Source organism: uncultured Microbacterium sp., assembly GCF_964244775.1.
Lineage (GTDB): Bacteria > Actinomycetota > Actinomycetes > Actinomycetales > Microbacteriaceae > Microbacterium.
In genome coordinates this window covers 591,939-616,915 of the sequence record NZ_CAXTJR010000001.1, presented here as the reverse complement: position 1 = coordinate 616,915, position 24,977 = coordinate 591,939, and the positions used below count along the sequence as shown (strand labels likewise).

At 68.0% G+C, this 24,977-nt stretch carries 22 protein-coding genes and 2 tRNA genes; 9 read left to right on the top strand and 15 right to left on the bottom strand.

The features are described from left to right. Nucleotides 1-126 precede the first annotated feature (126 nt). Nucleotides 127-729, top strand: coding sequence for a vitamin K epoxide reductase family protein (locus tag ACFE6Z_RS02965; protein ID WP_375384188.1), 603 nt, complete (start codon nucleotides 127-129; stop codon nucleotides 727-729). Nucleotides 730-738: 9 nt separating this feature from the next. On the opposite strand, the gene ndk is transcribed toward ACFE6Z_RS02965, so the two are convergent. From ndk to ileS, 4 genes are read right to left on the bottom strand one after another with little or no spacing between them, the layout of a single operon-like run. After that, nucleotides 739-1,152 carry a nucleoside-diphosphate kinase gene (gene ndk, locus ACFE6Z_RS02960; protein ID WP_375384187.1) on the bottom strand — a complete coding sequence of 138 codons (414 nt, stop codon included), beginning with the start codon at nucleotides 1,150-1,152 and terminating at the stop codon, nucleotides 739-741. A 2-nt stretch (nucleotides 1,153-1,154) separates the two neighbouring features. Beyond that, a complete protein-coding gene (locus ACFE6Z_RS02955; protein WP_375384186.1) occupies nucleotides 1,155-1,601 on the bottom strand; it encodes a DUF4233 domain-containing protein in 447 nt (148 codons plus the stop codon). Beyond that, nucleotides 1,598-2,953, bottom strand: a complete 1,356-nt coding sequence (locus ACFE6Z_RS02950; protein WP_375384185.1) for a bifunctional folylpolyglutamate synthase/dihydrofolate synthase — start codon at nucleotides 2,951-2,953, stop codon at nucleotides 1,598-1,600. The genes ACFE6Z_RS02955 and ACFE6Z_RS02950 overlap by 4 nt, the downstream gene beginning before the upstream one ends. Further along, complete coding sequence (ileS, locus tag ACFE6Z_RS02945; RefSeq protein ID WP_375384184.1) at nucleotides 2,950-6,354, bottom strand: isoleucine--tRNA ligase; 3,405 nt, start codon at nucleotides 6,352-6,354, stop codon at nucleotides 2,950-2,952. The genes ACFE6Z_RS02950 and ileS overlap by 4 nt, the downstream gene beginning before the upstream one ends. 242 nt (nucleotides 6,355-6,596) lie before the next feature. Between ileS and ACFE6Z_RS02940 the strand changes: the two genes are divergently transcribed. After that, nucleotides 6,597-7,250 carry a pentapeptide repeat-containing protein gene (locus ACFE6Z_RS02940; protein ID WP_375384183.1) on the top strand — a complete coding sequence of 218 codons (654 nt, stop codon included), beginning with the start codon at nucleotides 6,597-6,599 and terminating at the stop codon, nucleotides 7,248-7,250. Here the strand turns inward: ACFE6Z_RS02940 and ACFE6Z_RS02935 are convergent, their stop codons facing one another. Continuing rightward, nucleotides 7,251-8,594, bottom strand: a complete 1,344-nt coding sequence (locus ACFE6Z_RS02935; protein WP_375384182.1) for an MFS transporter — start codon at nucleotides 8,592-8,594, stop codon at nucleotides 7,251-7,253. A 113-nt stretch (nucleotides 8,595-8,707) separates the two neighbouring features. Here ACFE6Z_RS02935 and valS point away from each other — a divergent pair, with 113 nt between their 5' ends. Together valS and ACFE6Z_RS02925 are read left to right on the top strand one after the other, a co-directional pair. Next, on the top strand, nucleotides 8,708-11,284 hold the full coding sequence (valS, locus tag ACFE6Z_RS02930) for a valine--tRNA ligase (protein ID WP_375384181.1): 2,577 nt from the start codon (nucleotides 8,708-8,710) through the stop codon (nucleotides 11,282-11,284). Further along, nucleotides 11,284-11,532 carry a hypothetical protein gene (locus tag ACFE6Z_RS02925; RefSeq protein ID WP_375384180.1) on the top strand — a complete coding sequence of 83 codons (249 nt, stop codon included), beginning with the start codon at nucleotides 11,284-11,286 and terminating at the stop codon, nucleotides 11,530-11,532. The genes valS and ACFE6Z_RS02925 overlap by 1 nt, the downstream gene beginning before the upstream one ends. Nucleotides 11,533-11,550: 18 nt before the next feature. On the opposite strand, the gene ACFE6Z_RS02920 is transcribed toward ACFE6Z_RS02925, so the two are convergent. The 3 genes from ACFE6Z_RS02920 to ACFE6Z_RS02910 are packed head-to-tail and all read right to left on the bottom strand — an operon-like array spanning nucleotide 11,551 to nucleotide 13,654. After that, nucleotides 11,551-12,822 (bottom strand): MFS transporter, encoded by a 1,272-nt coding sequence (locus tag ACFE6Z_RS02920; protein WP_375384179.1) that lies wholly within the window; start codon nucleotides 12,820-12,822, stop codon nucleotides 11,551-11,553. Further along, nucleotides 12,819-13,034 (bottom strand): hypothetical protein, encoded by a 216-nt coding sequence (locus ACFE6Z_RS02915; protein WP_375384178.1) that lies wholly within the window; start codon nucleotides 13,032-13,034, stop codon nucleotides 12,819-12,821. Before ACFE6Z_RS02915 ends, ACFE6Z_RS02920 begins: the two co-directional genes overlap by 4 nt. A 5-nt stretch (nucleotides 13,035-13,039) precedes the next feature. Then, complete coding sequence (locus tag ACFE6Z_RS02910) at nucleotides 13,040-13,654, bottom strand: helix-turn-helix domain-containing protein (RefSeq protein WP_375384177.1); 615 nt, start codon at nucleotides 13,652-13,654, stop codon at nucleotides 13,040-13,042. A gap of 92 nt (nucleotides 13,655-13,746) precedes the next feature. Between ACFE6Z_RS02910 and ACFE6Z_RS02905 the strand changes: the two genes are divergently transcribed. Beyond that, a complete protein-coding gene (locus ACFE6Z_RS02905) occupies nucleotides 13,747-15,804 on the top strand; it encodes a M3 family metallopeptidase (RefSeq protein ID WP_375384176.1) in 2,058 nt (685 codons plus the stop codon). Nucleotides 15,805-15,856: 52 nt separating this feature from the next. Here ACFE6Z_RS02905 and clpX read toward each other — a convergent pair whose 3' ends face one another. The 5 genes from clpX to ACFE6Z_RS02880 form a co-directional block, all read right to left on the bottom strand. Continuing rightward, the gene (clpX, locus tag ACFE6Z_RS02900) at nucleotides 15,857-17,125 is read right to left on the bottom strand and encodes an ATP-dependent Clp protease ATP-binding subunit ClpX (RefSeq protein ID WP_375384175.1); all 1,269 of its coding nucleotides are present in this window, start codon (nucleotides 17,123-17,125) and stop codon (nucleotides 15,857-15,859) included. A gap of 179 nt (nucleotides 17,126-17,304) precedes the next feature. Beyond that, nucleotides 17,305-17,976 carry an ATP-dependent Clp protease proteolytic subunit gene (locus ACFE6Z_RS02895; protein ID WP_375384174.1) on the bottom strand — a complete coding sequence of 224 codons (672 nt, stop codon included), beginning with the start codon at nucleotides 17,974-17,976 and terminating at the stop codon, nucleotides 17,305-17,307. A 31-nt stretch (nucleotides 17,977-18,007) separates the two neighbouring features. Then, nucleotides 18,008-18,595: an ATP-dependent Clp protease proteolytic subunit gene (locus tag ACFE6Z_RS02890; protein ID WP_375384173.1), complete on the bottom strand. Its 588-nt coding sequence runs from the start codon at nucleotides 18,593-18,595 to the stop codon at nucleotides 18,008-18,010. A 144-nt stretch (nucleotides 18,596-18,739) separates the two neighbouring features. Beyond that, nucleotides 18,740-20,152, bottom strand: coding sequence for a trigger factor (tig, locus tag ACFE6Z_RS02885; RefSeq protein ID WP_375384172.1), 1,413 nt, complete (start codon nucleotides 20,150-20,152; stop codon nucleotides 18,740-18,742). 72 nt (nucleotides 20,153-20,224) lie between these two features. Beyond that, nucleotides 20,225-20,298, bottom strand: a tRNA-Pro gene (locus tag ACFE6Z_RS02880). Nucleotides 20,299-20,454: 156 nt separating this feature from the next. Here ACFE6Z_RS02880 and ACFE6Z_RS02875 point away from each other — a divergent pair. Next, nucleotides 20,455-20,528 (top strand) — tRNA-Gly (locus tag ACFE6Z_RS02875). Between the two features lie 23 nt (nucleotides 20,529-20,551). Here the strand turns inward: ACFE6Z_RS02875 and ACFE6Z_RS02870 are convergent. Continuing rightward, on the bottom strand, nucleotides 20,552-21,139 hold the full coding sequence (locus ACFE6Z_RS02870) for a TetR/AcrR family transcriptional regulator (protein ID WP_375384171.1): 588 nt from the start codon (nucleotides 21,137-21,139) through the stop codon (nucleotides 20,552-20,554). Between the two features lie 90 nt (nucleotides 21,140-21,229). On the opposite strand from ACFE6Z_RS02870, the gene ACFE6Z_RS02865 reads away from it, so the two are divergent. From ACFE6Z_RS02865 to ACFE6Z_RS02855, 3 genes are all read left to right on the top strand, one after another. Next, nucleotides 21,230-22,333: a hypothetical protein gene (locus ACFE6Z_RS02865; protein WP_375384170.1), complete on the top strand. Its 1,104-nt coding sequence runs from the start codon at nucleotides 21,230-21,232 to the stop codon at nucleotides 22,331-22,333. A gap of 123 nt (nucleotides 22,334-22,456) precedes the next feature. Next, complete coding sequence (locus ACFE6Z_RS02860) at nucleotides 22,457-23,362, top strand: alpha/beta fold hydrolase (RefSeq protein ID WP_375384169.1); 906 nt, start codon at nucleotides 22,457-22,459, stop codon at nucleotides 23,360-23,362. Beyond that, nucleotides 23,328-24,425: a nitronate monooxygenase gene (locus ACFE6Z_RS02855; protein WP_375384168.1), complete on the top strand. Its 1,098-nt coding sequence runs from the start codon at nucleotides 23,328-23,330 to the stop codon at nucleotides 24,423-24,425. The genes ACFE6Z_RS02860 and ACFE6Z_RS02855 overlap by 35 nt, the downstream gene beginning before the upstream one ends. An 8-nt stretch (nucleotides 24,426-24,433) precedes the next feature. Here the strand turns inward: ACFE6Z_RS02855 and ACFE6Z_RS02850 are convergent, their stop codons facing one another. Continuing rightward, nucleotides 24,434-24,967 carry a gamma carbonic anhydrase family protein gene (locus ACFE6Z_RS02850; protein WP_375384167.1) on the bottom strand — a complete coding sequence of 178 codons (534 nt, stop codon included), beginning with the start codon at nucleotides 24,965-24,967 and terminating at the stop codon, nucleotides 24,434-24,436. Between the last annotated feature and the right edge of the window lie 10 nt (nucleotides 24,968-24,977).

Below are 24,977 nucleotides of genomic sequence, written 5' to 3'. Positions count from 1 at the left end.
CTTCGTGTGATGCGATGTGCGGCGCGGCCGCAGTGCATCGATGACCATTATCGCACTTTCGCCCGATGCCCGCGCGCCGACGTGCCGGGCGGCGTCTCCACAGCGCGCGATGCCATAATCCGAGGCATGCCGCAGCAGCAGAGCCACACCCGACCGACCGCCCTCGCCGTCTGGCTGATCATCGCCGGAGTCGCCGGCTGGATCGCGGCGTTCGCCCTCACGCTGGACCGGTTCGCGCTCCTGAAGAACCCGGACGCCGCCCTCGGCTGCAACCTGAGCGTGCTCGTGCAGTGCGGCAAGAACCTCGAGTCGTCGCAGGGCGAGGCCTTCGGGTTCCCGAACCCGATCCTGGGGCTCGCCGCGTGGGTCGCCCCGATCGTGGTCGGCGTCGCGATCCTCGCCGGGGCGCGTTTCGCGCGCTGGTTCTGGTGGCTGTTCGAAATCGGGATGCTGTTCGCCTTCGGCTTCGTCCTCTGGCTCATCGGCCAGAGCATCTTCGAGCTGAACACGCTGTGCCCGTGGTGCATGCTCACCTGGGTGGTGACTATCCCCACGTTCTACGCCGTGACGATCCACCTGTTCCGGTCGGGCATCGTCCCGGTGCCCTCGCGGGTGCAGCGCGGCGCCGACCGTCTGATGAGCTGGGTTCCGCTGATGGCCGTCGTCAGCTACGCCATCATCGCGATCATCGCGCAGGTGCGCCTGGACGTGCTGAGCTCGCTCTTCTGACGAATCGGGTCAAAACCAGATGTCGAGCTCGCGCGCGGCCGACTCTGGGCTGTCGGAACCGTGTACGAGGTTCTGCTGCACCTTCAGGCCCCAGTCGCGGCCGAAGTCTCCGCGGATCGTGCCGGGGGCGGCAGTGGTCGGGTCGGTCGTGCCCGCGAGCGAGCGGAAGCCCTCGATCACGCGGTTGCCGGCGAGCCGGATCGCGACCGACGGACCGGAGAGCATGAACTCCAGCAGCGGCTCGTAGAACGGCTTGCCCTCGTGCTCGGCATAGTGCTGCTCGAGCACATCGCGGTCGGGCTCGACCAGCTTGATGTCGACGAGCGAGTAGCCCTTCGCCTCGATCCGGGCGAGGATCGCGCCGGTCAGGTTCCGCGCAACGCCATCGGGCTTCACCAGGACGAGAGTCTCTTCGGTGGCCATGTTCAGTCTCCGTTCGGGATGCCTGGATCCTGCGCGAGTCGCGCATTCCGCGCGTCGAGCGACGCTCCCTTGATCGTCGCATACGCCCACATGCCACCGAAAATCAGCGCCACGATCAGGAACGCCGGAACGAGGAACGCGGCGAGGGCCACGACGACCTGCAGCACCCATCCGAGGACGATCCCCCACCGGTGACGCAGGACCCCTCCGGTGAGCAGCATGACGATCGCCAGCACCGTTCCCCCCACGATTCCCCACCACGGCTCGATCGGGGCGGGCAGTGCACGCAGCCCGAAGACGACGAGTCCACCGAGGAAGACGATGATCGCCTCGGCCGCGAGGACGATCGATCCGAGCGACTCGGCCGCGCCGCGCGCGCGGCGCGGCCGGCGCTGCTTCGGCGCTTCCGCAGGCCCCTCCGGCTCGCTGGGCGGGACAGCCGCGCTCACGCGCTCCACCCCGACTTCCAATCCTCGGCGGTCGACAACGTCAGCGCCTCCCCGGCGAGCACGACCGACCCCGCGATGACCACGGCCCGCCGATCGGCGGAGGCCGCCCATGCGCGCGCGGCTTCGGCTGCAGCATCCAGGTCGTCGTGAACGGTCACCGCGAGCCCCGCCTCCTCAGCCAGATCTGCGAGGCGATCCGGGTCGCTCGCCCGCTCCGACGCCGGCGCGGTGGCGAAGATGTGCGCCGCAGACGGCGCGATCGCCGCGACGATGCCGGCGGCGTCCTTGTCTTCGAGCACGCCCAGCACGACACCCCATTCGTCGAAGTCGAACGCCTCGCCGAGGGCGGTCGTGAGCGCACGGACGCCGTGCGGATTGTGAGCCGCGTCGACCAGAACGGTGGGGTCGATACCGACCAGCTGAAGGCGCCCGGGCGAGGTGGCGTTGCTCAGGCCCTCGGACAGGATGTCACCCGCGATCGGCTGCGTGCCTCCCCCGATGAGGGATTCGACCGCGGCGATCGCCAGTGCCGCGTTGAATCCCTGGTGCGCGCCGTACAGCGGCAGGTATTCCTCGTCGTAGGTGGCCGCAAGACCCCTGACACTGATCAGCTGTCCACCGACGGCCAGCGTGTCGGCCGTGAGGGCGAATTCCGCCCCTTCGAACGCGATCGTCGCCCCGTGTGCCGCTGCCGCCGCGCGGAGGACTGCTTCTGCCGCGGCGTCCTGCCGTGCGGAGACGACCGCCGCGCCGTCCTTGATGATGCCGGCCTTGACCGTGGCGATCGCGGCGATCGTGTCGCCGAGGCGGTCGGCGTGATCGAGGTCAATCGGGGCGAAGACGGCGACGTCGCCGTCTGCCGTGTTCGTCGAGTCCCACGACCCGCCCATGCCGACCTCCAGCACGAGGACGTCGACGGGCGCGTCGGCGCAGACCACGAACGCGAGCACGGTCAGCAGCTCGAAGAACGTCAGCGGCGCGTCGCCCGCCGCCTCAAGCTCGGCGTCGACGAGGCCGATGAACGGCTCGATCTCATCCCACGCGTCGGCGACCGCGGCATCGCCGACCGGCTCGCCGTCGATCATGATGCGCTCCGTGAACCGCTCGAGGTGCGGGCTGGTGAACAACCCCGTCCGCAGTCCGTGCGCGCGGACCAGGCTCTCGATCATGCGGCTCGTCGAGGTCTTGCCGTTCGTGCCGGTGACATGAACGACGCGGTAAGTGCGCTGCGGGTCGGCGAGCAGCTCCAGCACCCGTCGGGTGCGCTCGACTCGGGGCTGAACCCACTGCTCGCCCTGGCGGGCCAGCAGCGCCGAGTAGACGGCGTCGGAGCGTGCGCGGTCGTCGCTCATGCCGCTGCCTCCATTCGTGACACGGTGATGGTGAAGTCCCCGACATTGGCATACGTTCCCGCGGCGACGACAGACTCGAACTCGGGCGTCGCGCGCGGAGGCGGGTTGGACGCCACGAGCGTCGCACCGCGTCGCGCCACTGAGAAGGCGACTGCGAGGGTTTCCCCCGCAACCGCCGCGATCTCGAACGCGGATGCCACGGCATCCGCGTCCTCGTCGTCGTCGAACAGCAGGCCGAGGCTGATGCGGTCGCTCACGTCGAAACCGGCTGCTTTCCGGGCGTCCTGCACGGCGCGGATCGTGTCGCGCGCCAGGCCTTCCGCTTCCAGCTCCGGAGTGGTGGAGGTATCGAGCAGGACGAATCCGTCTCCGGGAAGCACGGCCAGGGCCTCGCCGTCCGGCCTGCCGGTGGTCTCCAGCACGAGTTCGTACTCCCCCGGCTCGAGCGTGACCGGTCCGTCTGCTGCCTGCACCGTCACGACGCCGTGCTCGTCGGACCACGCCCCCGCCTTGGCCGCCTGGATGACCTGCTGCACCCGCTTGCCGAGGCGCGGACCGGCCGCGCGAGCGTTGACCGCGAGCCGGTGGGTAATGCCGTACTCCGCACCTGCAGCCCCCTCGAGCTCGACGAGATCGACCCTCTTGACGTTCAGCTCGTCGCGGAGGATGTCGTCGAACTGCGCCAGGGATGCCGCATCCGACACCACCACCGTCAGCCGAGCCAGCGGCAGCCGCACCCGCTTGCCCTCGCGCTTGCGCAGCGCGTTGGCAACCGACGAGACCTCGCGGACGGCATCCATCGCGGTGCGGATATCGTCCGAAGCGGGGAACGCGCCGGCGTCGGGCCAGTCCTCGAGGTGCACGCTCCGGCCGCCCGTGAGACCCTGCCAGATCCGCTCCGAGATCAGCGGGATCAGCGGAGCGGCCACGCGGGTCACGGTCTCCAGCACCGTGTAGAGCGTGTCGAACGCCTCGGTCGACTGCGGATCATCGGTGACGCCGACCCAGAATCGGTCGCGCGAGCGGCGGATGTACCAGTTCGTGAGCGCCTCGGCGAAGTCGCGGAGTCTCGCGGCGGCCGTCGTCGAATCGAGCCGCTCGAGGTCGGCGGCGACATCGCGGACGAGCGCGCCCGTCAGCGCCAGGACGTACCGGTCGAGCACGTGGGCCGAATCGGTGCGCCACTGCGCCTCGTACCCCGAGCCGGACTGACCGCGCGCCGCGTTGGCATAGGTCGAGAAGAAGTACCAGGCGCTCCACAGCGGCAGCATGAACTCACGGACACCCGCACGGATCCCCTCCTCCGTGACGACCAGGTTGCCGCCGCGCAGGACGCTGGATGACATGAGGAACCACCGCATCGCGTCCGACCCGTCGCGGTCGAACACCTCCGACACATCCGGGTAGTTGCGCAGCGACTTCGACATCTTCTGCCCGTCGCTGCCGAGCACGATGCCGTGGCAGGAGACACCAGTGAAGGCGGGGCGATCGAACAGCGCGGTCGACAGTACGTGCATGAGATAGAACCAGCCGCGGGTCTGTCCGATGTACTCGACGATGAAGTCGGCCGGCGCGTGCTCGTCGAACCAGTCGTGGTTCTCGAACGGGTAATGCACCTGCGCGAACGGCATCGAGCCCGAGTCGAACCAGACGTCGAGCACGTCTTCGATGCGTCGCATCGTGCTCTGACCCGTCGGATCGTCGGGGTTGGGTCGGGTGAGCTCGTCGATGTACGGACGGTGGAGGTCGACGTCGCCTGCGCCGTTGCGCGGGAGGCGGCCGAAGTCGCGCTCCATATCGGCCAGCGACCCGTAGGCGTCCACGCGCGGGTAGGCGGGGTCATCGCTCTTCCAGATCGGAATCGGCGATCCCCAGTACCTGTTGCGGCTGATCGACCAGTCGCGAGCGCCTTCGAGCCACTTGCCGAACTGGCCGTGCTTGACGTTCTCGGGCGCCCACGTGATCAGTTCGTTGTTGGCCAGCATCCGGTCTTTGATGTCGGTGACCCGCACGAACCAGCTCGAGACGGCCTTGTAGATGAGCGGGTTCCGGCACCGCCAGCAGTGCGGGTAGGAGTGCTCGTAGCTGGCCTGCCGGAGGAGTCGACCGTCCTGGCGCATAAGGCGGATGAGCGGCGTGTTCGCGTCCATCCACAGCTCGCCGGCGACATCGGCGACCTGGGGCAGGAAGCGTCCGCCATCGTCGAGGCTCATCACCATCGGGATGCCGGCTGCTTCGGTGACCCGCTGGTCATCCTCGCCGTACGCGGGCGCCTGGTGCACGATGCCGGTGCCGTCGGAGGTCGTCACGTAGTCATCGACGAGGATCCGCCACGCGGTGCCGGTGCCCCACGTCTCGGCGTCGGCGTAGTAGTCGAAGAGCCGGTCGTAGGTGACATCGGCCAGCTCCGAGCCCAGCACGGTCTTGATGACCGCGGCCCGCGCGGCGTCCGCCGATTCGTAGCCGAGGTCTTTCGCATAGCCGCCGAGCAGTTCTTCGGCGAGCAGGTACTGGTGCGACTCCGCCTCGGCGTACTCGTCGTCGCGGTGCACGTCGGCGGCTCCGTCGGGTCCGCCGGGGACGACGACGTAGCGGATGCCTGGACCGACCGCCAGCGCGAGGTTGGTGGGAAGCGTCCACGGCGTGGTCGTCCAGGCGAGTGCCCGCACCGCCGTGAGCCCGAGGGCCTCGGCCTTGACCCCGGTGAGCGGGAAGGTGACGGTGACGGACGGGTCTTGGCGCATCTTGTAGACGTCGTCGTCCATGCGCAGCTCGTGGCTGGAGAGCGGGGTCTCGTCGCGCCAGCAGTACGGCAGCACGCGGTGGCCCTCGTACGCGAGGCCCTTGTCGTAGAGCGTCTTGAACGCCCACAGGACCGATTCCATGTAGGTCGTGTCGAGCGTCTTGTATCCGCGCTCGAAATCGACCCAGCGCGCCTGGCGGGTGACGTAGTCCTGCCACTCGCTGCTGTACTCCATCACCGACGCGCGGGCCTTGTCGTTGAAGGTCGCGATGCCCATGCGCTCGATCTCGGCCTTCTCGGTGATCCCGAGCTGCTTCATCGCCTCGAGCTCGGCCGGGAGGCCATGCGTGTCCCACCCGAACACGCGGTCGACCTTGTTGCCGCGCATCGTCTGGAAGCGCGGGAAGAGGTCTTTCGCGTAGCCCGTGAGCAGGTGCCCGTAGTGCGGCAGTCCGTTCGCGAACGGGGGCCCGTCGTAGAACACCCACTCGGGTGCGCCGTCGCGCTGCGAGATCGAGGCGCGGAAGGTGTCGTCGGCCTCCCAGAAGGCCAGGACCTCCTGCTCGATCGCAGCGAACCGCGGGCTCGGCGCGACGGCGTCCACAGCGGGGCCGAATGCGCCGGTCCCTGAACGTGTCGAAGGGCGGGGATAGCTCATGTCACTCCAGCAGGTTGCGATGCTTCCTGCGAGGACGATTCTCCGGGTGAGAGAACCGCGGTACCACCCCGCTTGACGGATGCCTCGGCATCCGCCCTCTTACGCTGCGGCTGTGACGGGCCTGCCCCGCTCGGTTCTACTGAAGACTCGCGTCCCGTTCTTCCGAGAGCTCCCCGGTGATGGCCGGATCGATGCTGGTTCGTAGATTCTACCGCGTCCGGCCGTCCGCGTAGCGTGGAGGGATGGTGCGACCCGTTACCCCCCTGCCTCCGCGCGTTTCGGCGCCCGACCTCCCGCCGCGGCTGCAGCCGGCCCGCCTGCATGGACCCGGTGACGTCCACGCCGGCATCCTGGACGATCTGACCGGCGACATCGATGCGTCCGGGGTGCACATCACCGAGAGCGTCATCCGCGGCGCCGACCTCGGCTCCTTCGCCCTGCGCGGTTCGACGGTGGCGGATGTCGACATCCACGACCTCCGGGCGGTGGATGCCGCGTTCGGCGAGTCGCGCTGGCAGACCGTCCGCCTCATCGGCGGTCGCATTGGGACGCTCGACCTCTCGCGCGCCGATCTGACGGGAGTGGAGCTGCGCGGCATCCGGATCGACTATCTGAATCTGTCCGGCTCGACGGTGTCGGACGTGCTGTTCGCGGACTGCATCATCGGTGCGCTGGATGCGCCGCAGGCCACGCTGAAACGGGTCGCATTCGAGGGCTGTCGCGCCGACGAGATCGACAACCGCGGGTGGCGGATCGAGAATCTCGACCTGCGCGGGCTCGAGGCCCTGCACTTCCTCGACCTCGCCGCCCTCCGCGGCGCGACGATAACGGGGCAACAGGTCGAGAATCTCGCCCGGGGATTCGCGATCGCCGCAGGCGTGGACGTGCGCGACTGATCAGTCGCGCACGCGCACAATCGACATTCCGACGCCGGCCACGGCCGGGACGGCGATCGCGAGGAGCGCAATCGGGAGCGCCGCGTGCGGCGCCGCCCCGGCGGCCTGCAGCACCGAGTAGAGGCCTCCTCCCAGCAGCGCCGACCACGCGGTGCCAGATGTCTCGGCGAAGGCAACCAGCGCACCGATCGTGGATGCGTGACTCGGCCCGGACGCATTGTGAGGACCGAACGGCTCCGAGCTGAGCAGCGGGTACGCCAGCCCCATGCCCAGGCCGGCGATCACCGCGCTGGCGATGACCGTCGCCACCGCCCACGGTTCCGGCATCGTCAATGCGCCGAGGAGGACGCCGATCGAGACGGGGATAAGGGTGGTGCCGACCACCACGAGATCGATCCGAGACCGCGGCCGCGGGCGGAGCCCCGCCACCGACCAGGCGATCAGGCCGCCGGAGATCGCGATGGATGCCCAGATCACCGACTCGCCTAGCCCCTCCACGACGATGAGCGAGAGCATCTCGTAGATGCCGAAATATCCCGCGCACAGCACCGCGAAGGTTATGAGAGCTCGACGGGGTCGGCGCGCCGCGGAGCGGAGGAAGATCACGATCCCGACGGCCGCCCCGACCGCCCCGCCCGCGAACACCGCCCGACCCCAGGCATCCGGCACCGTCGATCCCCATGCGCCGATCGCCAGGAATGCCGCCACGACCAGGCCTGAGGCAGGGCGCGCGCTCGAGCGATGCCGTTCCCACGGCACGGCGGAGACATATCGGCCCATCAGGGCGCGCGCGGCGAGGACAAGCACGGCAGGCCACGCGAGCGCCCACCGCCAGCCAGCCCATTCAGTGATGACAGCGTTCAGCGCGGGTCCGACGAACGAGGGCAGGAGCCAGATCAGCGAGAAGAGTCCGAAGACGCGCGGCCGGGTGCGCTCGTCGTACAGCGCACCGATCGCCCCCAAGCCGAACCCGGCCAGCAGTCCCGCCGCGACGCCCCGCACCACCGCACCGGCGAGCACCCACACCATCTCGGGCGCGGCGACCGCCATCCCGACTCCGATGACGTAAAGCAGCGTCGCCGTCAGCAGCACGGCTCGGGGCCGAAAGCGACCCAGCACGAGCGGGGCGATCGCGAGCATCGCGACCGCCGCGATGTTGCCCGCCGCGAGTGTGGCGCCGAACAGGGCGAAGCCATCGAGGTCCTGTGCGACGACGGGCAGCACGGTCGAGTAGGCGATGCCCTGCATCGCGGCGCCGAATTCGGCGAGCAGCAGAGCGATCAGGAAGAGACCGCGGCGGCCGGACACCACCTCCGCAATCGGTACCCTCGCCTCGGACGTCACGGTGAGGAGCGTAGCAATCGGCCTCTGACCGGGCGGGCGGCGCCGCGTACAATGAAGCGACATCCCACACTCAGGCACGCACACACCGTGCCGCACATATCGCAGGAGAAGCCATGACCGATGCGCACATTCCCGACAAGCCCGCTCTCGAGGGCCTCGAACAGAAGTGGTCGCAGAAGTGGGATGCGGATGGCACGTTCCTGTTCGATCGACTGCGCGCCGCCGAGGTGGGCCGCGCGGGCATCTTCTCCGTCGACACCCCTCCACCGACCGCCTCGGGGTCGCTGCACATCGGGCACGTGTTCTCGTACACGCACACCGATGTGAAGGTCCGCTACGAGCGGATGACCGGCAAGACGGTGTTCTACCCGATGGGCTGGGACGACAACGGCCTGCCGACCGAACGCCGGGTGCAGAACTATTACGGAGTGCGCTGCGACCCGTCGCTGCCGTACGACCCCGACTTCACTCCGCCGTTCGAGGGCGGCGACAACAAGAGCTCGCGGGCCGCCGACCAGATCGCGATCAGCCGCCGAAACTTCATCGAGCTCTGCGAGACGCTCACCGTCGAGGACGAGAAGGCGTTCGAGGCTCTCTGGCGCACGCTCGGGCTGTCGGTGGACTGGACGCAGACGTACCGCACGATCTCGAGCGACACGATCCGCACATCGCAGCTCGCCTTCCTGCGCGGCCTCGAGCGCGGCGAGGCCTACCAGTCGCTCGCCCCGACGCTCTGGGACATCGACTTCCGTTCGGCGATCGCCCAGGCAGAGCTCGAAGACCGGGAACAGCCCGCCGCGTATCACCGGCTCGCTTTCCACGGCACGAGCGACGACGTATTCATCGAGACGACGCGCCCCGAGCTCCTCGCCGCGTGCGTCGCCCTCGTCGCCCACCCCGACGACGAGCGGTACCAGGCTCTGTTCGGTACGACCGTGCGTACCCCGGTGTTCGGTGTAGAGGTGCCGGTGCTGGCCCACCACCTCGCCCAGCCCGACAAGGGCTCGGGCATCGCCATGATCTGCACGTTCGGCGATGTCACCGACATCATCTGGTGGCGCGAACTCGACCTGCCCAACCGCACGATCCTCGGGCGCGACGGCCGGGTGCTGCCCGACGCGCCAGAGGCGATCTCGAGCGAGGCCGGGCTCGCGGCGTACGCCGAGCTGGCGGGCAAGACCGTGTTCAGCGCCAAGAAGCGCATGGTCGAGCTGCTGCAGGAGTCGGGCGAGCTCATCGGCGATCCGAAGCCGTTCACCCACGTCGTGAAGTTCTACGAGAAGGGCGACCGGCCGCTCGAGATCGTCTCGACGCGCCAGTGGTACATCCGCAACGGCGCTCGTGACGCCGATCTGCGCGAACGCCTGCTCGACCTCGGGCGCGAGGTGTCGTGGCATCCCGACTTCATGCGGGTGCGCTACGAGAACTGGGTGAACGGGCTCACCGGCGACTGGCTCATCTCGCGGCAGCGCTTCTTCGGCGTGCCGATCCCGCTCTGGTACGGCCTCGATGAAAACGGCGAGCGGATCGAGGGCAGCGTGCTGATCCCCGATGCCGCGCAGCTGCCCGTCGACCCGTCGACCGATCTGCCGCCCGGATTCACCGCCGAGCAGCGCGGCGTGCCGGGCGGCTTCGAACCTGAGCTCGACATCTTCGACACCTGGGCGACCTCGTCGCTCACGCCGCAGCTCGCGGCGGGTTGGGAGCGGGATGCTGAACTCTGGGACCTCGTCGCCCCGTTCGACCTACGGCCACAGGGCCAGGACATCATCCGCACCTGGCTGTTCTCGACGATGCTGCGCAGCGCCCTGGAAGACGACCGCGCCCCGTGGACGGATGCCGCGATCTCGGGCTTCATCGTGGATCCGGACCGCAAGAAGATGTCGAAGTCCAAGGGCAACGTCGTCACGCCGACCGACATCCTCGAGCAGCACGGCTCGGACGCGGTGCGGTACTGGGCGGCGTCGTCCCGCCTGGGCACCGACGCCGCCTTCGACCCGCAGAACCCGACGCAGATCAAGATCGGCCGGCGACTGTCGATCAAGGTGCTCAACGCGGCGAAGTTCGTGCTGTCGTTCCCGGTTCCCGAGGGCGCGGAGGTGACGCATGCACTGGATGCCTCGATGCTCGCCACCCTCGACGGCGTCGTCGCCGAGGCGACCAAGGCTCTCGACGCGTACGACCACGCGCGTGCGCTCGAGCTGACCGAGCAGTTCTTCTGGACGTTCTGCGACGACTACCTCGAACTCGTCAAGGAGCGCGCCTACGACCGCACCGACGTCGGGCAGGCCTCTGCCGCGCTCGCGCTGCGGATCGCGCTGTCAACGCTTCTGCGGCTGCTGGCGCCGGTGCTCGTGTTCGCAACCGAAGAGCCGTGGTCGTGGTTCAACGAAGGCTCGGTGCACACCGCGCCCTGGCCGACGCCGCTCGGCATCGACGGCGACCCCGGCGTGCTCTCGGTCGCCAGCGCGGCTTTGATCAGCATCCGTCGTGCCAAGACCGAGGCAAAGGCCTCGCAGAAGACGCCCGTGTCGAGCGCAGCCATCGCTGCCCCCCCTGCCGCGCTCGCGGCGCTGCGGCTCGCCGAGGCCGATCTGCGGGCCGTGGGCCGGATCGCCGAACTCACCTTCACCGAAGGCGACGAACTGACCGTGACGGGCATCGAGCTCGCCCCTGTGGAGGAGAACTGATGCAGCTGGGAACCCGATGGACGGCCGGACAGACGCCTCCGGCTGCCGTCCCCGCCGCGCTGCACGCCGCGATCGCCGAGGTCGACGCCGCCGTGCTGGCGGCGACCGATGGATCGCCGGCACCTCGGTGGACGCTGACGTGGCTCGAGAATCGCGCCAGGGTGGAGCTCGACACCGGCGTGATCGTCCGGGTCGAGGCCGACGGTGAGGTCGTTGTCGAACACGACGCCGACGACGAATTCGCCTGACGCACATCTGCCGGGCTGTCAGTCCGCGAGCGGCCCGGTGAAGGTGGATGCCTTCAGGATCAGCCGTGTGGCGATCGCGGTGGCGACCAGCGTCACCACCGCGGCGATGAGGTACGGCAGCCGTAGATCGATGCGCGCGACAAATCCGCCCAGCAGCGTCGCGAACGGGAAAAGACCCCACGTGAACGACCGGATGATGCCGAGCACGCGGCCGAAGATCTCGCCGGGCACGATCGTCTGACGGAGAGCCCCCCACGGCACGTTCCAGGTGGATACGGCGAACGCCATGCCCGCGTAGGCGATCACCGCGGTGATCACCTCGGGGGCGAACGCCAGGCCGATCAGGAACAGCCCGGCGGCGATGTTGGCCCAGAGCATCACCGCCCCTCGACCGAAGCGCTGCACCAGGGCGGGGGCCGTCAGCGACCCGCCGAGCGCACCCATACCGACTCCGGCCGTCACGAATCCGATCGCTGCGGGCTGGACGTGCATCGTGTCGAGGAAGTAGAGGATCGTGGGCGCCTGTGCGAACGAGAACGCGCAGCCGACGATCGATGTGAACACGACGATGACGCGCAAGTAGTGGTGGTGCCAGAGGTACCCGGCGGCAGACTTCGCGCTGACCGGCGCGCGCGCCTCGCCATCGTCTCGCGGCTGTGGATCATGCCGCAGCGGACGCGCGGCCGACAGTGGCAAGAAGATCGCCAAGGCTATGGGGATGATGTAGCCGGCCGCGCCGATCCACACGGGCAGCACCATCGACACGGCGAACAGCACGCCCGCGATCGGGGTGGCGATGAAGCTGTCGATCGTCACTTGCGCCGCCTGCATGAAGCCGTTCGCGCGATCGAGCGCCGGCTTCTCGACCAGGGACGGGATCACGGCGTTGGTCGCATTGTCAAAGAGCGTCTCGCCGATGCCGAACACGAGGGTGGCGACCAAGAGGCTCCAGATTTTCATGGTGCCGGTCACGATCATGATCGACAGCACCAGAGCCACTCCTCCGCGCAGGGTGTTGGCCAGGGCCATGACCCAGCGCCGGTCGAACCGGTCGACCAGCATGCCGGCGGGCAGGCCGAAGATGAGCCACGGCAGGAACGCGAGGGCTCCGATGGCCGCGATAGCGACCGGGTCGCGGGTGAGGCTCGTGGCGATCAGCGGCACGGCGGTACGGCCGAGGCCGTCGGCCAGGTTGCTGAACGCGGCGGCCGTCCACAGCTTGCCGAAGTCGCGGCCGAGCGGCGGACGCCTGGGCGGCGCTGACGGACGCGTCTGGACGCCCGCGCTCATCGAGGCAGGAGGCCCGCGTGCATCGTCGCCGCCGCGTCGCGACGGACATCTTCGGCACGCCGGCGTGCGTGCGCCGGCACTGCACCGGTCGCACGGCGCTGCATGCGCGCCACTGCGGCGCGTTCTAGTCTCATCGCCATCGCCAGGAGCACGCGGTCGATCGTCGTCGGTCGCGCGCTGAGCGAGCGTGGGAGCGCGTGTGAAGCGGTCATGGTCGTCATCGCAGGTGTCCTTCCTCGGAAAGTGGGAAAACGTCGACGTGCATCGACACGGGGCGCACGCCCTCGCCGCGCTGGTCGCGATAGCGGCCAACGGTCTCGTCGAGGAGCGCTTGCATCTTGGCCGCGAGTTCCTGCGTCTGCTCCGAGGTCAGGCGGGCAGTCGCCGTGGAGATGAGCGAGCCCTCCTGCCAGTCCTCGGGCTCGCTCTGCATCCCGCGCGCCACGTACTGCATCAGCTGCTGGTGCCGGCGGCCCAGGAACTCGGTCATGACGACCTGGGTCGCCGCGCGTCCCGACGGGGTCTTCATCGCCTCCGGATTGGCGAAGGAAACGCCGCCGACGGGGCGCTCCCACCACCGCTCGCGCGCGGTTCCGCGTCCGTCCACTTCGCGGATGAGGTCGTGCTTTGCCAGGGCTCGCAGGTGATAGCTCGTCGCGCCAGACGACTCCCCCGTCAGATTTGCCAGCGAACTCGCCGTCTGCGGACCGTACTGGCTGAGGATGTCGTAGATCTGCACACGCAGCGGGTGCGCCAGAGCGCGCAGCGCACCGGCATCCAGAATGCGCTCGTTTCGTCCCAGGGGCTTCGCGGTCTCCGTGTGCTCGTCCATACCGGCAAAGATACCTTTGCATCCGGTTCTTTGCAAGTATTGTTTTGCAAGCGTTCGTTTGCAGGCACGCGAACGCGGTTTACGCTGAGGGTATGACGGATGCCACGCCCAACCCCCTGCTCGTCCCCAGCCCCCTCCCCTACGAGCTGCCGCCGTACGGCGACATCCGTCCCGAGCACTACCTGCCGGCGTTCGAGCAGGCCTTCGCCGACAATCGAGCCGAGATCTCCGCCATCACGCGCGTCCGCTCGATGCCGACTTTCGAGAACACCGTGGAGGCACTCGAGCGGAGCGGCGAACTGCTCGGCCGAGTAGCCCGGACCTTCTACACGGTCAGTTCCGCCGACGCGACTGATGCGATCCAGGAGATCGAAGAGACGCTCGCGCCACTGATGTCGGCGCACAATGACGCGATCCAGCTCGACGGCCAGCTGTACTGGCGGATCAAGACAATCCACGATCAGCTCGATGCGCTCGAGCTGGAGCCCGAGCAGCGCTACCTCGTCGAGCGTCACTACCGCGAGATGTCTCAGGCGGGTGCGGGGCTGGACGACGAAGCCAAAGAACGTCTGACTGAACTGAATCAGCGCCTGTCCACTCTCACCACGACGTTCGAGAAGAACCTGCTGGCCGACACGAACGACCTCGCCCTGGTCTTCGACGACGCCGCCGACCTGGACGGCCTCACCGAAGGCGAACTGTCCGCCGCCGCGCAGGCCGCCGTCGACCGCGACCTCGAGGGCAAGTACGTCGTCACCCTCACCCTCTTCACGGGACACCCCTACCTCTCGACGCTGACGAATCGCGAGAGTCGCCGGCGGATCATGGATGCCTCACGCTCGCGCGGCTCGCGCGGCGGCGCCCACGACAACCGCGCCGTGTGCCTGGAGATCGTGCGTCTCCGGGCGGAGCGCGCGAGCCTTCTCGGCTACGACTCGCACGCGGCGTACGTCACGTCGGACGAGACGGCCGGGTCACCCGAGGCTGTGCACGATCTGCTCCGCCGGCTCGCCGGACCGGCGGCCCGCAACGCTGCGCGCGAGCAGGCGGCCCTGCAGGCGATCATCGACGCCTCCGACGCGCCGTTCCCGCTCGAGGCGCACGACTGGGCGTACTTCACGGAGCGCGTGCGTGCGGCTGAATACGACCTCGACCGCACGGCGCTGCGGCCCTGGTTCGAGGCCGAGCGCGTGCTGCAGGACGGCGTGTTCCACGCGGCGACGCAGCTGTACGGGATCACCTTCGCCGAGCGCCACGACCTGACCGCCTACCATCCGGACGCGCGGGTGTTCGAAGTGCACAACGCCGACGGATCCGCGCTGGGCCTGTTCATCCTCGACCTGTACACGCGCGACTCGAAGCGCGGCGGGGCGTGGATGAACTCGATCGTCTCCCAGTCGCGTCTGCGCGGGACCGCGCCCGTGGTGGTGAACAACCTCAATGTCCCCAAGCCCGCACCGGGCAAGCCCACGATGCTCACGCTGGATGAGGTCACGACACTCTTCCACGAGTTCGGTCATGCTCTGCACGGCCTGTTCGCCACGGTGACCTACCCGCACTTCGCCGGCACGGCCGTGTTCCGCGACTTCGTCGAGTTCCCGAGTCAGGTCAACGAGATGTGGATCTACTGGCCTCAGGTGCTGGCGAATTACGCGAAGCACGTCGACACCGGTGAGCCGCTGCCCGCCGAGGTGCTCGCGAAGTTGGAAGCATCCGAGGTGTTCAATCAGGGCTTCGCCACGAGCGAGTATCTGGCCGCCTCGTGGCTCGATCAGGCATGGCATTCGCTGGGTGCCGAAGCGGCGGCCGCCGACATCGACGTCGCCGAGTTCGAGGCATCCGCCCTCGCCGACATCGGCCTCGACAACCCCGTCGTGCCGACCCGGTACTCGTCGACGTACTTCGCGCACGTGTTCTCGGGCGGCTATAGCGCGGGCTACTACTCGTACATCTGGAGCGAAGTGCTCGACGCCGATACGGTCGAGTGGTTCCGCGACAACGGTGGACTGGAGCGTGCGAACGGCCAGCGATTCCGCGACCGCCTGCTCGGCGTGGGCGGATCGAAGGATCCCCTCGAGGCCTATCGCGACTTCCGTGGGCGGGATGCTGAGATCGAGCCGCTCCTGAAGCGCCGGGGCCTCGCGGACTGACGTTTACGCGTACGGTCGGTCGAGGGGAGGAGGCCTGACGCCCCGCGGCCGGTCAGGCGGTTTTGCGCTTCTGGCGCAGCACCATTGTGGGGGCTTCACCGTCTTGGACCGAGGCGCGGGTGATGACGACCTTCGCGACATCTTCGGCCGACGGGATGTCGAACATGACCGGCCCGAGGACGTCTTCGAGGATCGCGCGCAGCCCGCGTGCGCCGGTCTTGCGGAGCACTGCGAGATCGGCGATCGCACGCAGTGCGTCCTCGTCGAAATCCAGTTCGACGCCGTCGAGCTCGAACATCCGCTGATACTGCTTGACCAGCGCGTTCTTCGGTTCGGTCAGGATCTCCATGAGTGCATCCTGGTCGAGCTGGTTGACCGACGCGACAACCGGAAGCCGACCGATGAACTCGGGGATCAGGCCGAACTTGTGCAGGTCTTCGGGCAGCACCTCGCTGAAGAGGTTCATGTCGTCGCCCTTGTTGTGCAGCGGCGCACCGAACCCGATGCCGTGCTTGCCCACGCGGCTCGAGATGATGTCTTCGAGTCCGGCGAAAGCCCCTGCCACGATGAACAGGACGTTCGTCGTGTCGATCTGGATGAACTCCTGATGCGGGTGCTTACGACCGCCCTGGGGCGGCACGGATGCGACGGTGCCCTCGAGGATCTTCAGGAGCGCCTGCTGCACCCCCTCGCCTGAAACATCACGGGTGATCGAGGGGTTCTCGGCCTTGCGGGCGATCTTGTCGACCTCATCGATGTAGATGATTCCGGTCTCGGCCCGCTTCGTGTCGAAGTCGGCGGCCTGGATCAGCTTGAGGAGGATGTTCTCGACATCCTCACCGACATAGCCGGCCTCGGTGAGGGCCGTGGCGTCGGCGACCGCGAAGGGGACGTTCAGACGCTTCGCGAGTGTCTGCGCGAGGTAGGTCTTTCCGCACCCGGTCGGCCCGATGAGCAGGATGTTGCTCTTGGCGATCTCGACCTCGTCTGCCCGCTGCTCAGCAGACTGGATGGTTCCGTGGGCGCGGATGCGCTTGTAGTGGTTGTAGACGGCCACCGACAGGGCGCGTTTGGCGTCTTCCTGCCCGACGACGTACTCCTCGAGGAAGGAGAAGATCTCGCGCGGCTTGGGCAGATCGAAGTCGGAGACGACACCGGACGCCGATTCCGCCATGCGCTCTTCGATGATCTCATTGCAGAGCTCGACGCACTCGTCGCAGATGTACACACCCGGACCTGCGATCAGCTGCTGAACCTGCTTCTGGCTCTTCCCGCAGAAGGAGCACTTGAACAGGTCGGCGCTCTCACCGATGCGTGCCATCACGCTCCTCCAACCGACCGCGGGTCGTTTCCCCGGCCGGTTTCGAGCCTAGCCGCTGATGCCGACAACGGACTGGATTGCGTCGCGCATGTGGACGACGCAGGAGTGGACACGGGTGTCAGACACGACGACACCCCGCCGCGTGAGCGACGGGGTGCCGATGATGCAGGGCGTGCGCGTTACGCCGTGAGGGCCGCCTGGCCGCGCTTGCGCGTGGTGAGCACCTGGTCGACGATGCCGTAATCCTTTGCTTCTGCAGCCGACAGGATCTTGTCGCGGTCGATGTCGCGGTTGACCTTCGCGACGTCCTGACCGGTGTGCGCGGCCATGGTCTCCTCGAGCCATGTGCGCATGCGGAGGATCTCGGCGGCCTGGATCTCGATGTCCGACGCCTGCCCATGACCGGCCTCGCCCATCGCGGGCTGGTGGATCAGGATGCGGGCGTTGGGCAGGGCGAGCCGCTTGCCCGGTGCGCCGGCCGCCAGCAGCACGGATGCTGCCGAGGCCGCCTGGCCGAGCACGACGGTCTGGATCTGCGGCGACACGTACTGCATCGTGTCGTAGATCGCCGTCATGGCCGTGAACGAGCCGCCGGGCGAGTTGATGTACATGATGATGTCGCGGTCGGGGTCTTGGCTCTCGAGCACGAGGAGCTGGGCCATGACGTCGTCCGCGGACGCGTCGTCGACCTGCACGCCGAGGAAGATGACGCGATCCTCGAAGAGCTTGTTGTAAGGGTCTTGGCGCTTGTATCCGTAGGCCGTGCGCTCCTCGAACTGCGGGAGGACGTAGCGACTGCCGGGCATCTGCAGGTTCTGAGGCGCAGCGCCGCCGAAGGTGGGGATGTTCATCCTGATATCTCTCTCTTTCGCCTTCGGTCCGTCAGCTCGCGGTCGTTCCGGCGCCGCCGATGACGTCGATGGAGTGCTCGCGGATGTGGTCGACGAAGCCGTAGGCGAGGGCTTCCTCAGCGGTGAACCAGCGGTCGCGGTCTCCGTCTTCGTTGATCTGCTCGACCGACTTGCCCGTCTGGGCGGCGGTGATCTCGGCGAGGCGGTTCTTCATCGAGATGATGAGCTGCGCCTGGGTCTGGATGTCGCTCGAGGTTCCGCCGAACCCGCCGTGGGGCTGGTGGAGCAGAACGCGGGCGTTGGGGGTGATGTAGCGCTTGCCCTTGGTACCGCTCGTCAGCAGCAGCTGACCCATGGATGCCGCCATGCCGATGCCGACGGTGACGATGTCGTTGGGGACGAACTGCATGGTGTCGTAGATGGCCATGCCGGCCGTGATCGACCCGCCGGGCGAGTTCACGTACAGGAAGATGTCCTTCTCCTGATCTTCGGCCGCGAGCAGCAGGATCTTCGCGCAGATCTCGTTCGCGTTCTCATCGCGCACCTCCGATCCCAGCCAGATGATGCGGTCTCTCAGCAGCCTGTCAAAGACACTCGTTGCGACCAGTGGTTCGGCCATTGTTGCTCCGTTTCGTTGTACGTCTGCGTCGAATCTACCGGCGCGTCACGGGCCACCCGCCCGTGTTCGCCGTGGGCAGATCAGCGACGAACAGAGGGGACGGATGCCTCGGCATCCGTCCCCTCTGCTGTCGTGCGGTCGCGGCTACTGCGCGGCCTTCTTGGTGCTCTTGCGCGGCTTCTTGGCCGGTGCTTCTTCAGCCTCGATGATCTCGTCGGCGTCGGCCGCAGCATCCGCGAGCTTCTGCGCCTCCTCGACGACCTCTTCCCCAGCCTCGTCCTCGGACGCGACGAACCCGGTCAGGTCGACCGGCTTGCCGTTCGAGTCGATGACCGTGGCCTTGCCCAACGCGACGGCCAGAGCCTTGTTGCGCGACACTTCCCCCACCAGCGACGGGAGCTGGCCGTTCTGCTGGATCGCGTCGACGAACTCCTGCGGCGCCATGCCGTACTGCGCGGCGGACTGGATGAGGTACTGCGTGAGCTCGTCCTGCGAGACCTTCACGTCGACGCGCTCGGCGATCGCGTCGAGGATCATCTGCGTGCGGAACTGCTTCGTGCTGGCCTCGGTGACCTCGGCGCGGTGCACGTCGTCCTCCAGGCGCCCCTCGCCCTCGAGGTGCGTGTGGACCTCGTCTTCGATGAGCTGCGGCGGGACGGGGATCTCGACGAGGTCGAGGAGCGCCTCGATGAATCGGTCGCGTGCCTGCGAGCCCTGCGTGAACACCGACTGCTGGTCGACGCGCTCGGTGAGGCTTTCGCGGAGCTCGGCGATCGTGTCGAACTCGCTCGCGATCTGAGCGAAGTCGTCGTCGGCGTCAGGCAGCTCGCGCTCCTTGACCGCGGTCACCACGACCGCGACCTCGGCCTCTTCCCCGGCGTGATCGCCGCCGATCAGGGTCGAGCGGAAGGTCGTCTCCTCACCGGCGGTGAGCGAGTCGATCGCCTCGTCGATGCCCTCGAGCAGCTCGCCCGAGCCGACCTCGTACGACACTCCCTCGGCGCGATCGATCTCGGCGCCGTCGATCGTGGCGACGAGGTTCAGCTCGACGAAGTCTCCCGTCGATGCGGGGCGATCGACGGTGATGAGCGTACCGAAGCGCGCCCGCAGCTTGTCGAGCTCCTCGTCGATCGCGGCCTCGTCGATCGCGGCGGCGTCGACGGTGACCGTGATGCCTTCATACGCCGGAAGCTCGAACTCGGGACGCACGTCGACCTCGACCTCGACGAGCAGGTCGCCGGTGAAGTCCTTCTCGTTCGGCCATTCCTTGACGTCGGCATTGGGGCGGCCGATGACGCGCACATTCTCGGCCTCCACCGCCTGGCGATAGAAGGTGTCGAGGCCTTCGCTCACGGCGTGCTCGAGCACGGCAGTGCGCCCGACACGCTGATCGATGATCGGCGCGGGCACCTTGCCCTTGCGGAAGCCAGGGATCTGTACGTCCTGCGCGATGTGCTCGTAGGCGTGCGCGATGCTCGGCTTGAGTTCATCGGGCGAAACCGTGATGGTCAGCTTGACCCGAGTGGGGGTCAGCTTCTCGACGGTGGTGTTCACCATTGCTGTTCGTTCTCCTCTGATTTCCGCGCGCATGCGCGGCGGCTGAAGGTGTGGGTTCTCGGGGCCGTGATGTCGGGGCGACAGGATTTGAACCTGCGGCCTCCCGCTCCCAAAGCGGGCGCTCTACCAAGCTGAGCTACGCCCCGGGCAGTCGCGCGCGTACGCGGACACGAAACGACCCCGAGAAGTCTAGCCGACGCGCCTCGGGCGCGTTCCCGGGTACGTTCTCGGATGGCGTCACGACCCGTGCGATCAGTCCGTTAGACTTTCGTACGCACATCCCGGCGGAGGCCGCCGGATGTGGGGCTGTAGCTTAGTGGTAAAGCCTCTGTCTTCCAAACAGATGATGCGAGTTCGATTCTCGTCAGCCCCTCCACATTCCCTGCCGTCGCAGCCCTCTCACGCGCTCAGCGCGGCGATTCCGGCAACGTACGCTTCCGGGTCGATCGGGCCGGCCATCGCGCTGGTGACCACGAACCCCTGGCAGATGCTGAGCATCGAGCTCGCGGCCGAATCGGCAGCCTCGAGTGCCGAGGTCTCATCGGCAGCGGTCCGCCGGGCCCACGGAGTCACGGCGACCCGCATCCCGTCGCGAAGCTGGCGGAGCCGCTGCCCCGCGATGTCGCGGATGTCTGCGTCGACCGTGGATTCTGCCCAGAGCTGCAGGATCACCTCGATCGGGACCTGCTGCGCCTGCAGCCCGGTGAGGATGAACGCGACCGCGGCGAGCGGATCCATCGTGGGATCCGACAGCGCCCGCTCGGTCAGCGCGTCGACCTGCCCGCCGACGGCCCGTTCGGCGACGAACCGGGCGATGTCGGCCTTCCCGCTGAAATGCGAGTAGATCGACCCCGCCGAGGCTCCTGATTCGGCGATGATGTCGGCCATCGTCGTGCGGGCGAAGCCATTGCGGCGGATGCAGACGATGGCGGCGCGCGCGATCTCGGCCCGCTTCGCGTCTCGGTACTCGGTCGTGACCCTCGGCATGCCTCTACTATCGCACGTCGGATCTCCCAAACAGAACGTTCATTCTGTATAGTGGACACGACTCGATCGCACATCCACCAGGGAGCATCTGTGAGCACTTCATCCACGTCCCAGCCGGGAACCACGCGGCGCGCCGCGCACGAGCGCCCCGCCGTCGAACCGGTCCGCCACACCAAGTGGGCTCTCGCGGTCGCTTTCGGCCTGGCCGGGTCGGTCATCGTGGCTCTGATCGTGATGGCGTTCGTGTGGCCGATCGCCACCGCCGACCCGCGCGACCTGCCGATCGCCGTCAGCGGGCCTGCCGCTCAGGTCGACGCGCTCGAAACCGCGCTCGGCGAGAAGACCGACGGTCTGTTCGCCTACACGGAGGTCGTCGATCGGGATGCCGCCGTCGCCGCGATCGAAGACCGCAGCGTCTACGGGGCCATCGTGCTCGGTCAGGTGCCCGAGGTGCTCACCGCCGGCGCCGCGAACGTGAACGTCGCACAGCAGCTCACGAGCCTGGCCGCCCAGCTCCAGCAGCAGCTCGCCGCGCAGGTGGCCGCGGCCGGCGGTGACGCTTCTCAGGTGAAGGTGAGCGTCTCCGACATCGTCCCGCTGTCGGCGGATGACCCCAACGGCGCCGGTCTGGCCGTGGCATCCTTTCCGCTCGTGCTGGGCGGGATGCTGGGCGGAATCCTCGTGGCGCTCCTCGTCGTCGGCACCTGGCGCCGCGTGACCGCGCTGGTCGTGTACGGCGTCGCGGCCGGGCTCGGCGTCACGGCGATCCTGCAGCCCTGGTTCGGCATTCTGCAGGGCGACTTCCTGGTCAACGCGCTGGCGATCGGTCTGGCGATGTTCGCCACGGCCGCCCTGATCGTCGGCCTCAACGCCCTCATCGGGCGGGCCGGCATCGCGGTCGGGGCGATCATTACCATCCTGGTGGCCAATCCGATCTCGTCGGCGACGCTCCCCCACCAGTTCCTCGCCGGGCCGTGGGGCGACATCGGGCAGTTCTTCGTACCCGGCGCGGCTTCCACTCTCGTGCGCAGTCTCAGCTACTTCCCCGCGGCCGACACGTCGGCGCAGTGGCTGACCCTGGTGGCCTGGGCCGTCGCCGGGCTGCTGCTGAGCATCCTCGGGCATTTCCGCAATCAGGCGCCTATCCACCTGCCCGAGTCCGAGTTCGAGCCCATTCCGGCTGCCGCGGGCTGAGCCCGGGCGCATCTCATCCTGTCCGGGCGATTCACGGCCGCGACCCGAGTGGTTCGCTGGGGCGTGGCGGACGAGGCATTCCGGGTGGATGCTGGTGGGTGCAGGCGAAGAGGAGTGGCTCTGATGGTGAAGAACGCGGAGAAGGCGTCGTATCGGCATCGTGCCCGCATGCACCCCAGCCGGTCGGAGTCGGGCCTCGCCGAGCGCTGGACGATGGTCGACGGGGTGGATGTCTTCTACCGCGAGTCGACGAATCCTCCGGACGCGCGCGTGCTGACCCATCTGCACGGCTTCGGTCTCTCCGGCCGTTACCTCCTGCCGACCGCCGAACTGCTCGCCGACGAGTTCCACACCCTCGTTCCCGACCTTCCCGGCTTCGGTCGGAGCGGCAAGCCGCGGCCGGTCGCCCTCGACGTTCCCGATCTGGCCCATGCGGCGGCACGCTTCCTGGATGATCGCGGGGTCGACAAGACCAGCCTGGTCGGCAATTCGATGGGCTGTCCGGTGATCGTCGAGTTCGCCCATCAATACCCGGAACGGATCGAACGAGCGGTCCTCGTCTCTCCGGCGGGTGGCCTGCACAATCAGCCACTGCGGCGCGCGATCGGCCAGCTCGCGAAGGACGGCGGGCGCGAGCCGATGAAGATGATCAGCGTCGCCACACCCGACTACCTGCGATTCGGCGTACCCAGCACCCTCAAGATGTTCCGTGCGCTGACCCAGTACCCATCGCTGCAGCGCCTTCTCGAGCTGAAGGTGCCCACGCTCGTCGTCCTCGGCACGCGGGATCCGCTGCTGCCCGGACCCGACCGCATCAAAGAGATCGCCGGGCAGGACGAGAACCACGTGCTGATCGTCGTCCTGGACAGCGCCGCGCACGCCATCAACTACAGCCATCCCGAAGAACTCGCCCACATCATCCGGCTCTTCATGGACGATCGCCCGATCATCGATGTGCCCGGCTCCCCCGGCGCCCGCATCTTCGAGCTCCACCGTGGTGCCCATCACCCCGAGGCGCGAGAAGAATAGCTACCGCACAGCATCGAAGGACGCCGACACCTTGAACTCACCTCTGACCGCACTCGGAGTCAGCAACCCCGTCCTCGCGGCTCCCATGGCCGGTGGTCCCTCGACCTCAGAATTCGTGGTCGCGACCGGCCGATCCCGCAGCCTGGGATTCGTCGCAGCAGGATACAAAGACATCGCCACCCTCACTGACCAGATCGCCACGGTGAGAGCATCCGGTCTTGCATTCGCAGTGAATCTCTTCGCCCCGAACCCCGTGCCGATCTCTCCGGATGACTACCGCGACTACGCCCGGCTCCTTCAACCAGAAGCGGACACTTACGGCATCGACCTCGGCGCGATCGGACTGAGAGAGGACACCGATCTGTGGGACGAAAAGGTCGCCCTAATGCTCGCCGATCCTGTCGCGGTCGTCAGCTTCACCTTCGGCATCCCCTCACCACTTGTCATCTCCGGGTTTCGGAAGGCCGGCACGGTCACGATCCAGACCGTGACGTCTGTCGACGAAGCACGACTCGCAGCGGAGGCCGGCGTCGACATGCTCGCCGTGCAGGCCTCCGCAGCGGGCGGGCACTCCGGGACCCTCACCCCAGGAACGGTTCCTCCCGCGATTCCTCTGGCCGACCTCCTCGGCGCGGTCGCCGCGGCCGTGCAGATCCCGATCATCGCCGCCGGTGGCATCACAACGGCCGACGGCGTCACCACGGCCTTGCGGGCCGGGGCCGCAGCGGTCTCAGTCGGCACCGTCCTTCTGCGAGCCGACGAATCCGGCGCATCTACGGCCCACAAGGCTGCACTGGCGGACCCCGCCTTCGATGCGACTGTCGTGACGCGCGCCTTCACCGGGCGCCCGGCCCGCGCATTACGCAACGGCTTCACCGAGCGCCACGCTCACACCGCACCCTTGGGATACCCCGCAGTGCATTTCCTCACGTCTCCGATCCGCAAGGCCGGGGCCGCCGCGGGCGACACCGAGCGAATCCACCTCTGGGCCGGAACCGGATACCGAGACGCGACCGCAGAACCCCTCGCCCGAATCCTCGCCCGTCTCGCCTCCACCCTGTAAACGCCACCCTAGGTGACCGCATCACGGTGCCGAGCGGTGTGCGCGCGGTAGACCTCGGCGTTGCGGACGATGCCCGCCTTCTCTTCATCGCTGAGTTCGCGGCGCACCTTCGCTGGAACCCCCGCGACGAGTGACCCCGCCGGCACGATCATGCCCTCGAGCACGACCGCTCCCCCGGCCACCAGGCTCGCCTCGCCGATCACCGCGCCGGACAACACGACACTGCCCATGCCGATGAGCGAGCCGTCGCCGATCGTGCAGCCGTGCACGACGGCGTTGTGCCCGACAGAGACGTTCGCGCCGATGACGACGGGATGCCCCGCGTCGACGTGAACCGACACGTTGTCTTGGATGTTGCTCCCGGCGCCGACGGTGATCGAATCGCTGTCGGCACGGAGGACGGCGTTGTACCAGACGCTGGCCCCCTCGGCGAGGCGTACATCGCCGACCACCCGCGCTCCCGGCGCGACGAATGAGGTGGGATCGAGCCGCGGGGTGCGGCCCGCGACGGACAGCACGGAGGAATCAGGAGCGACGGTCATGCCGGAAGCC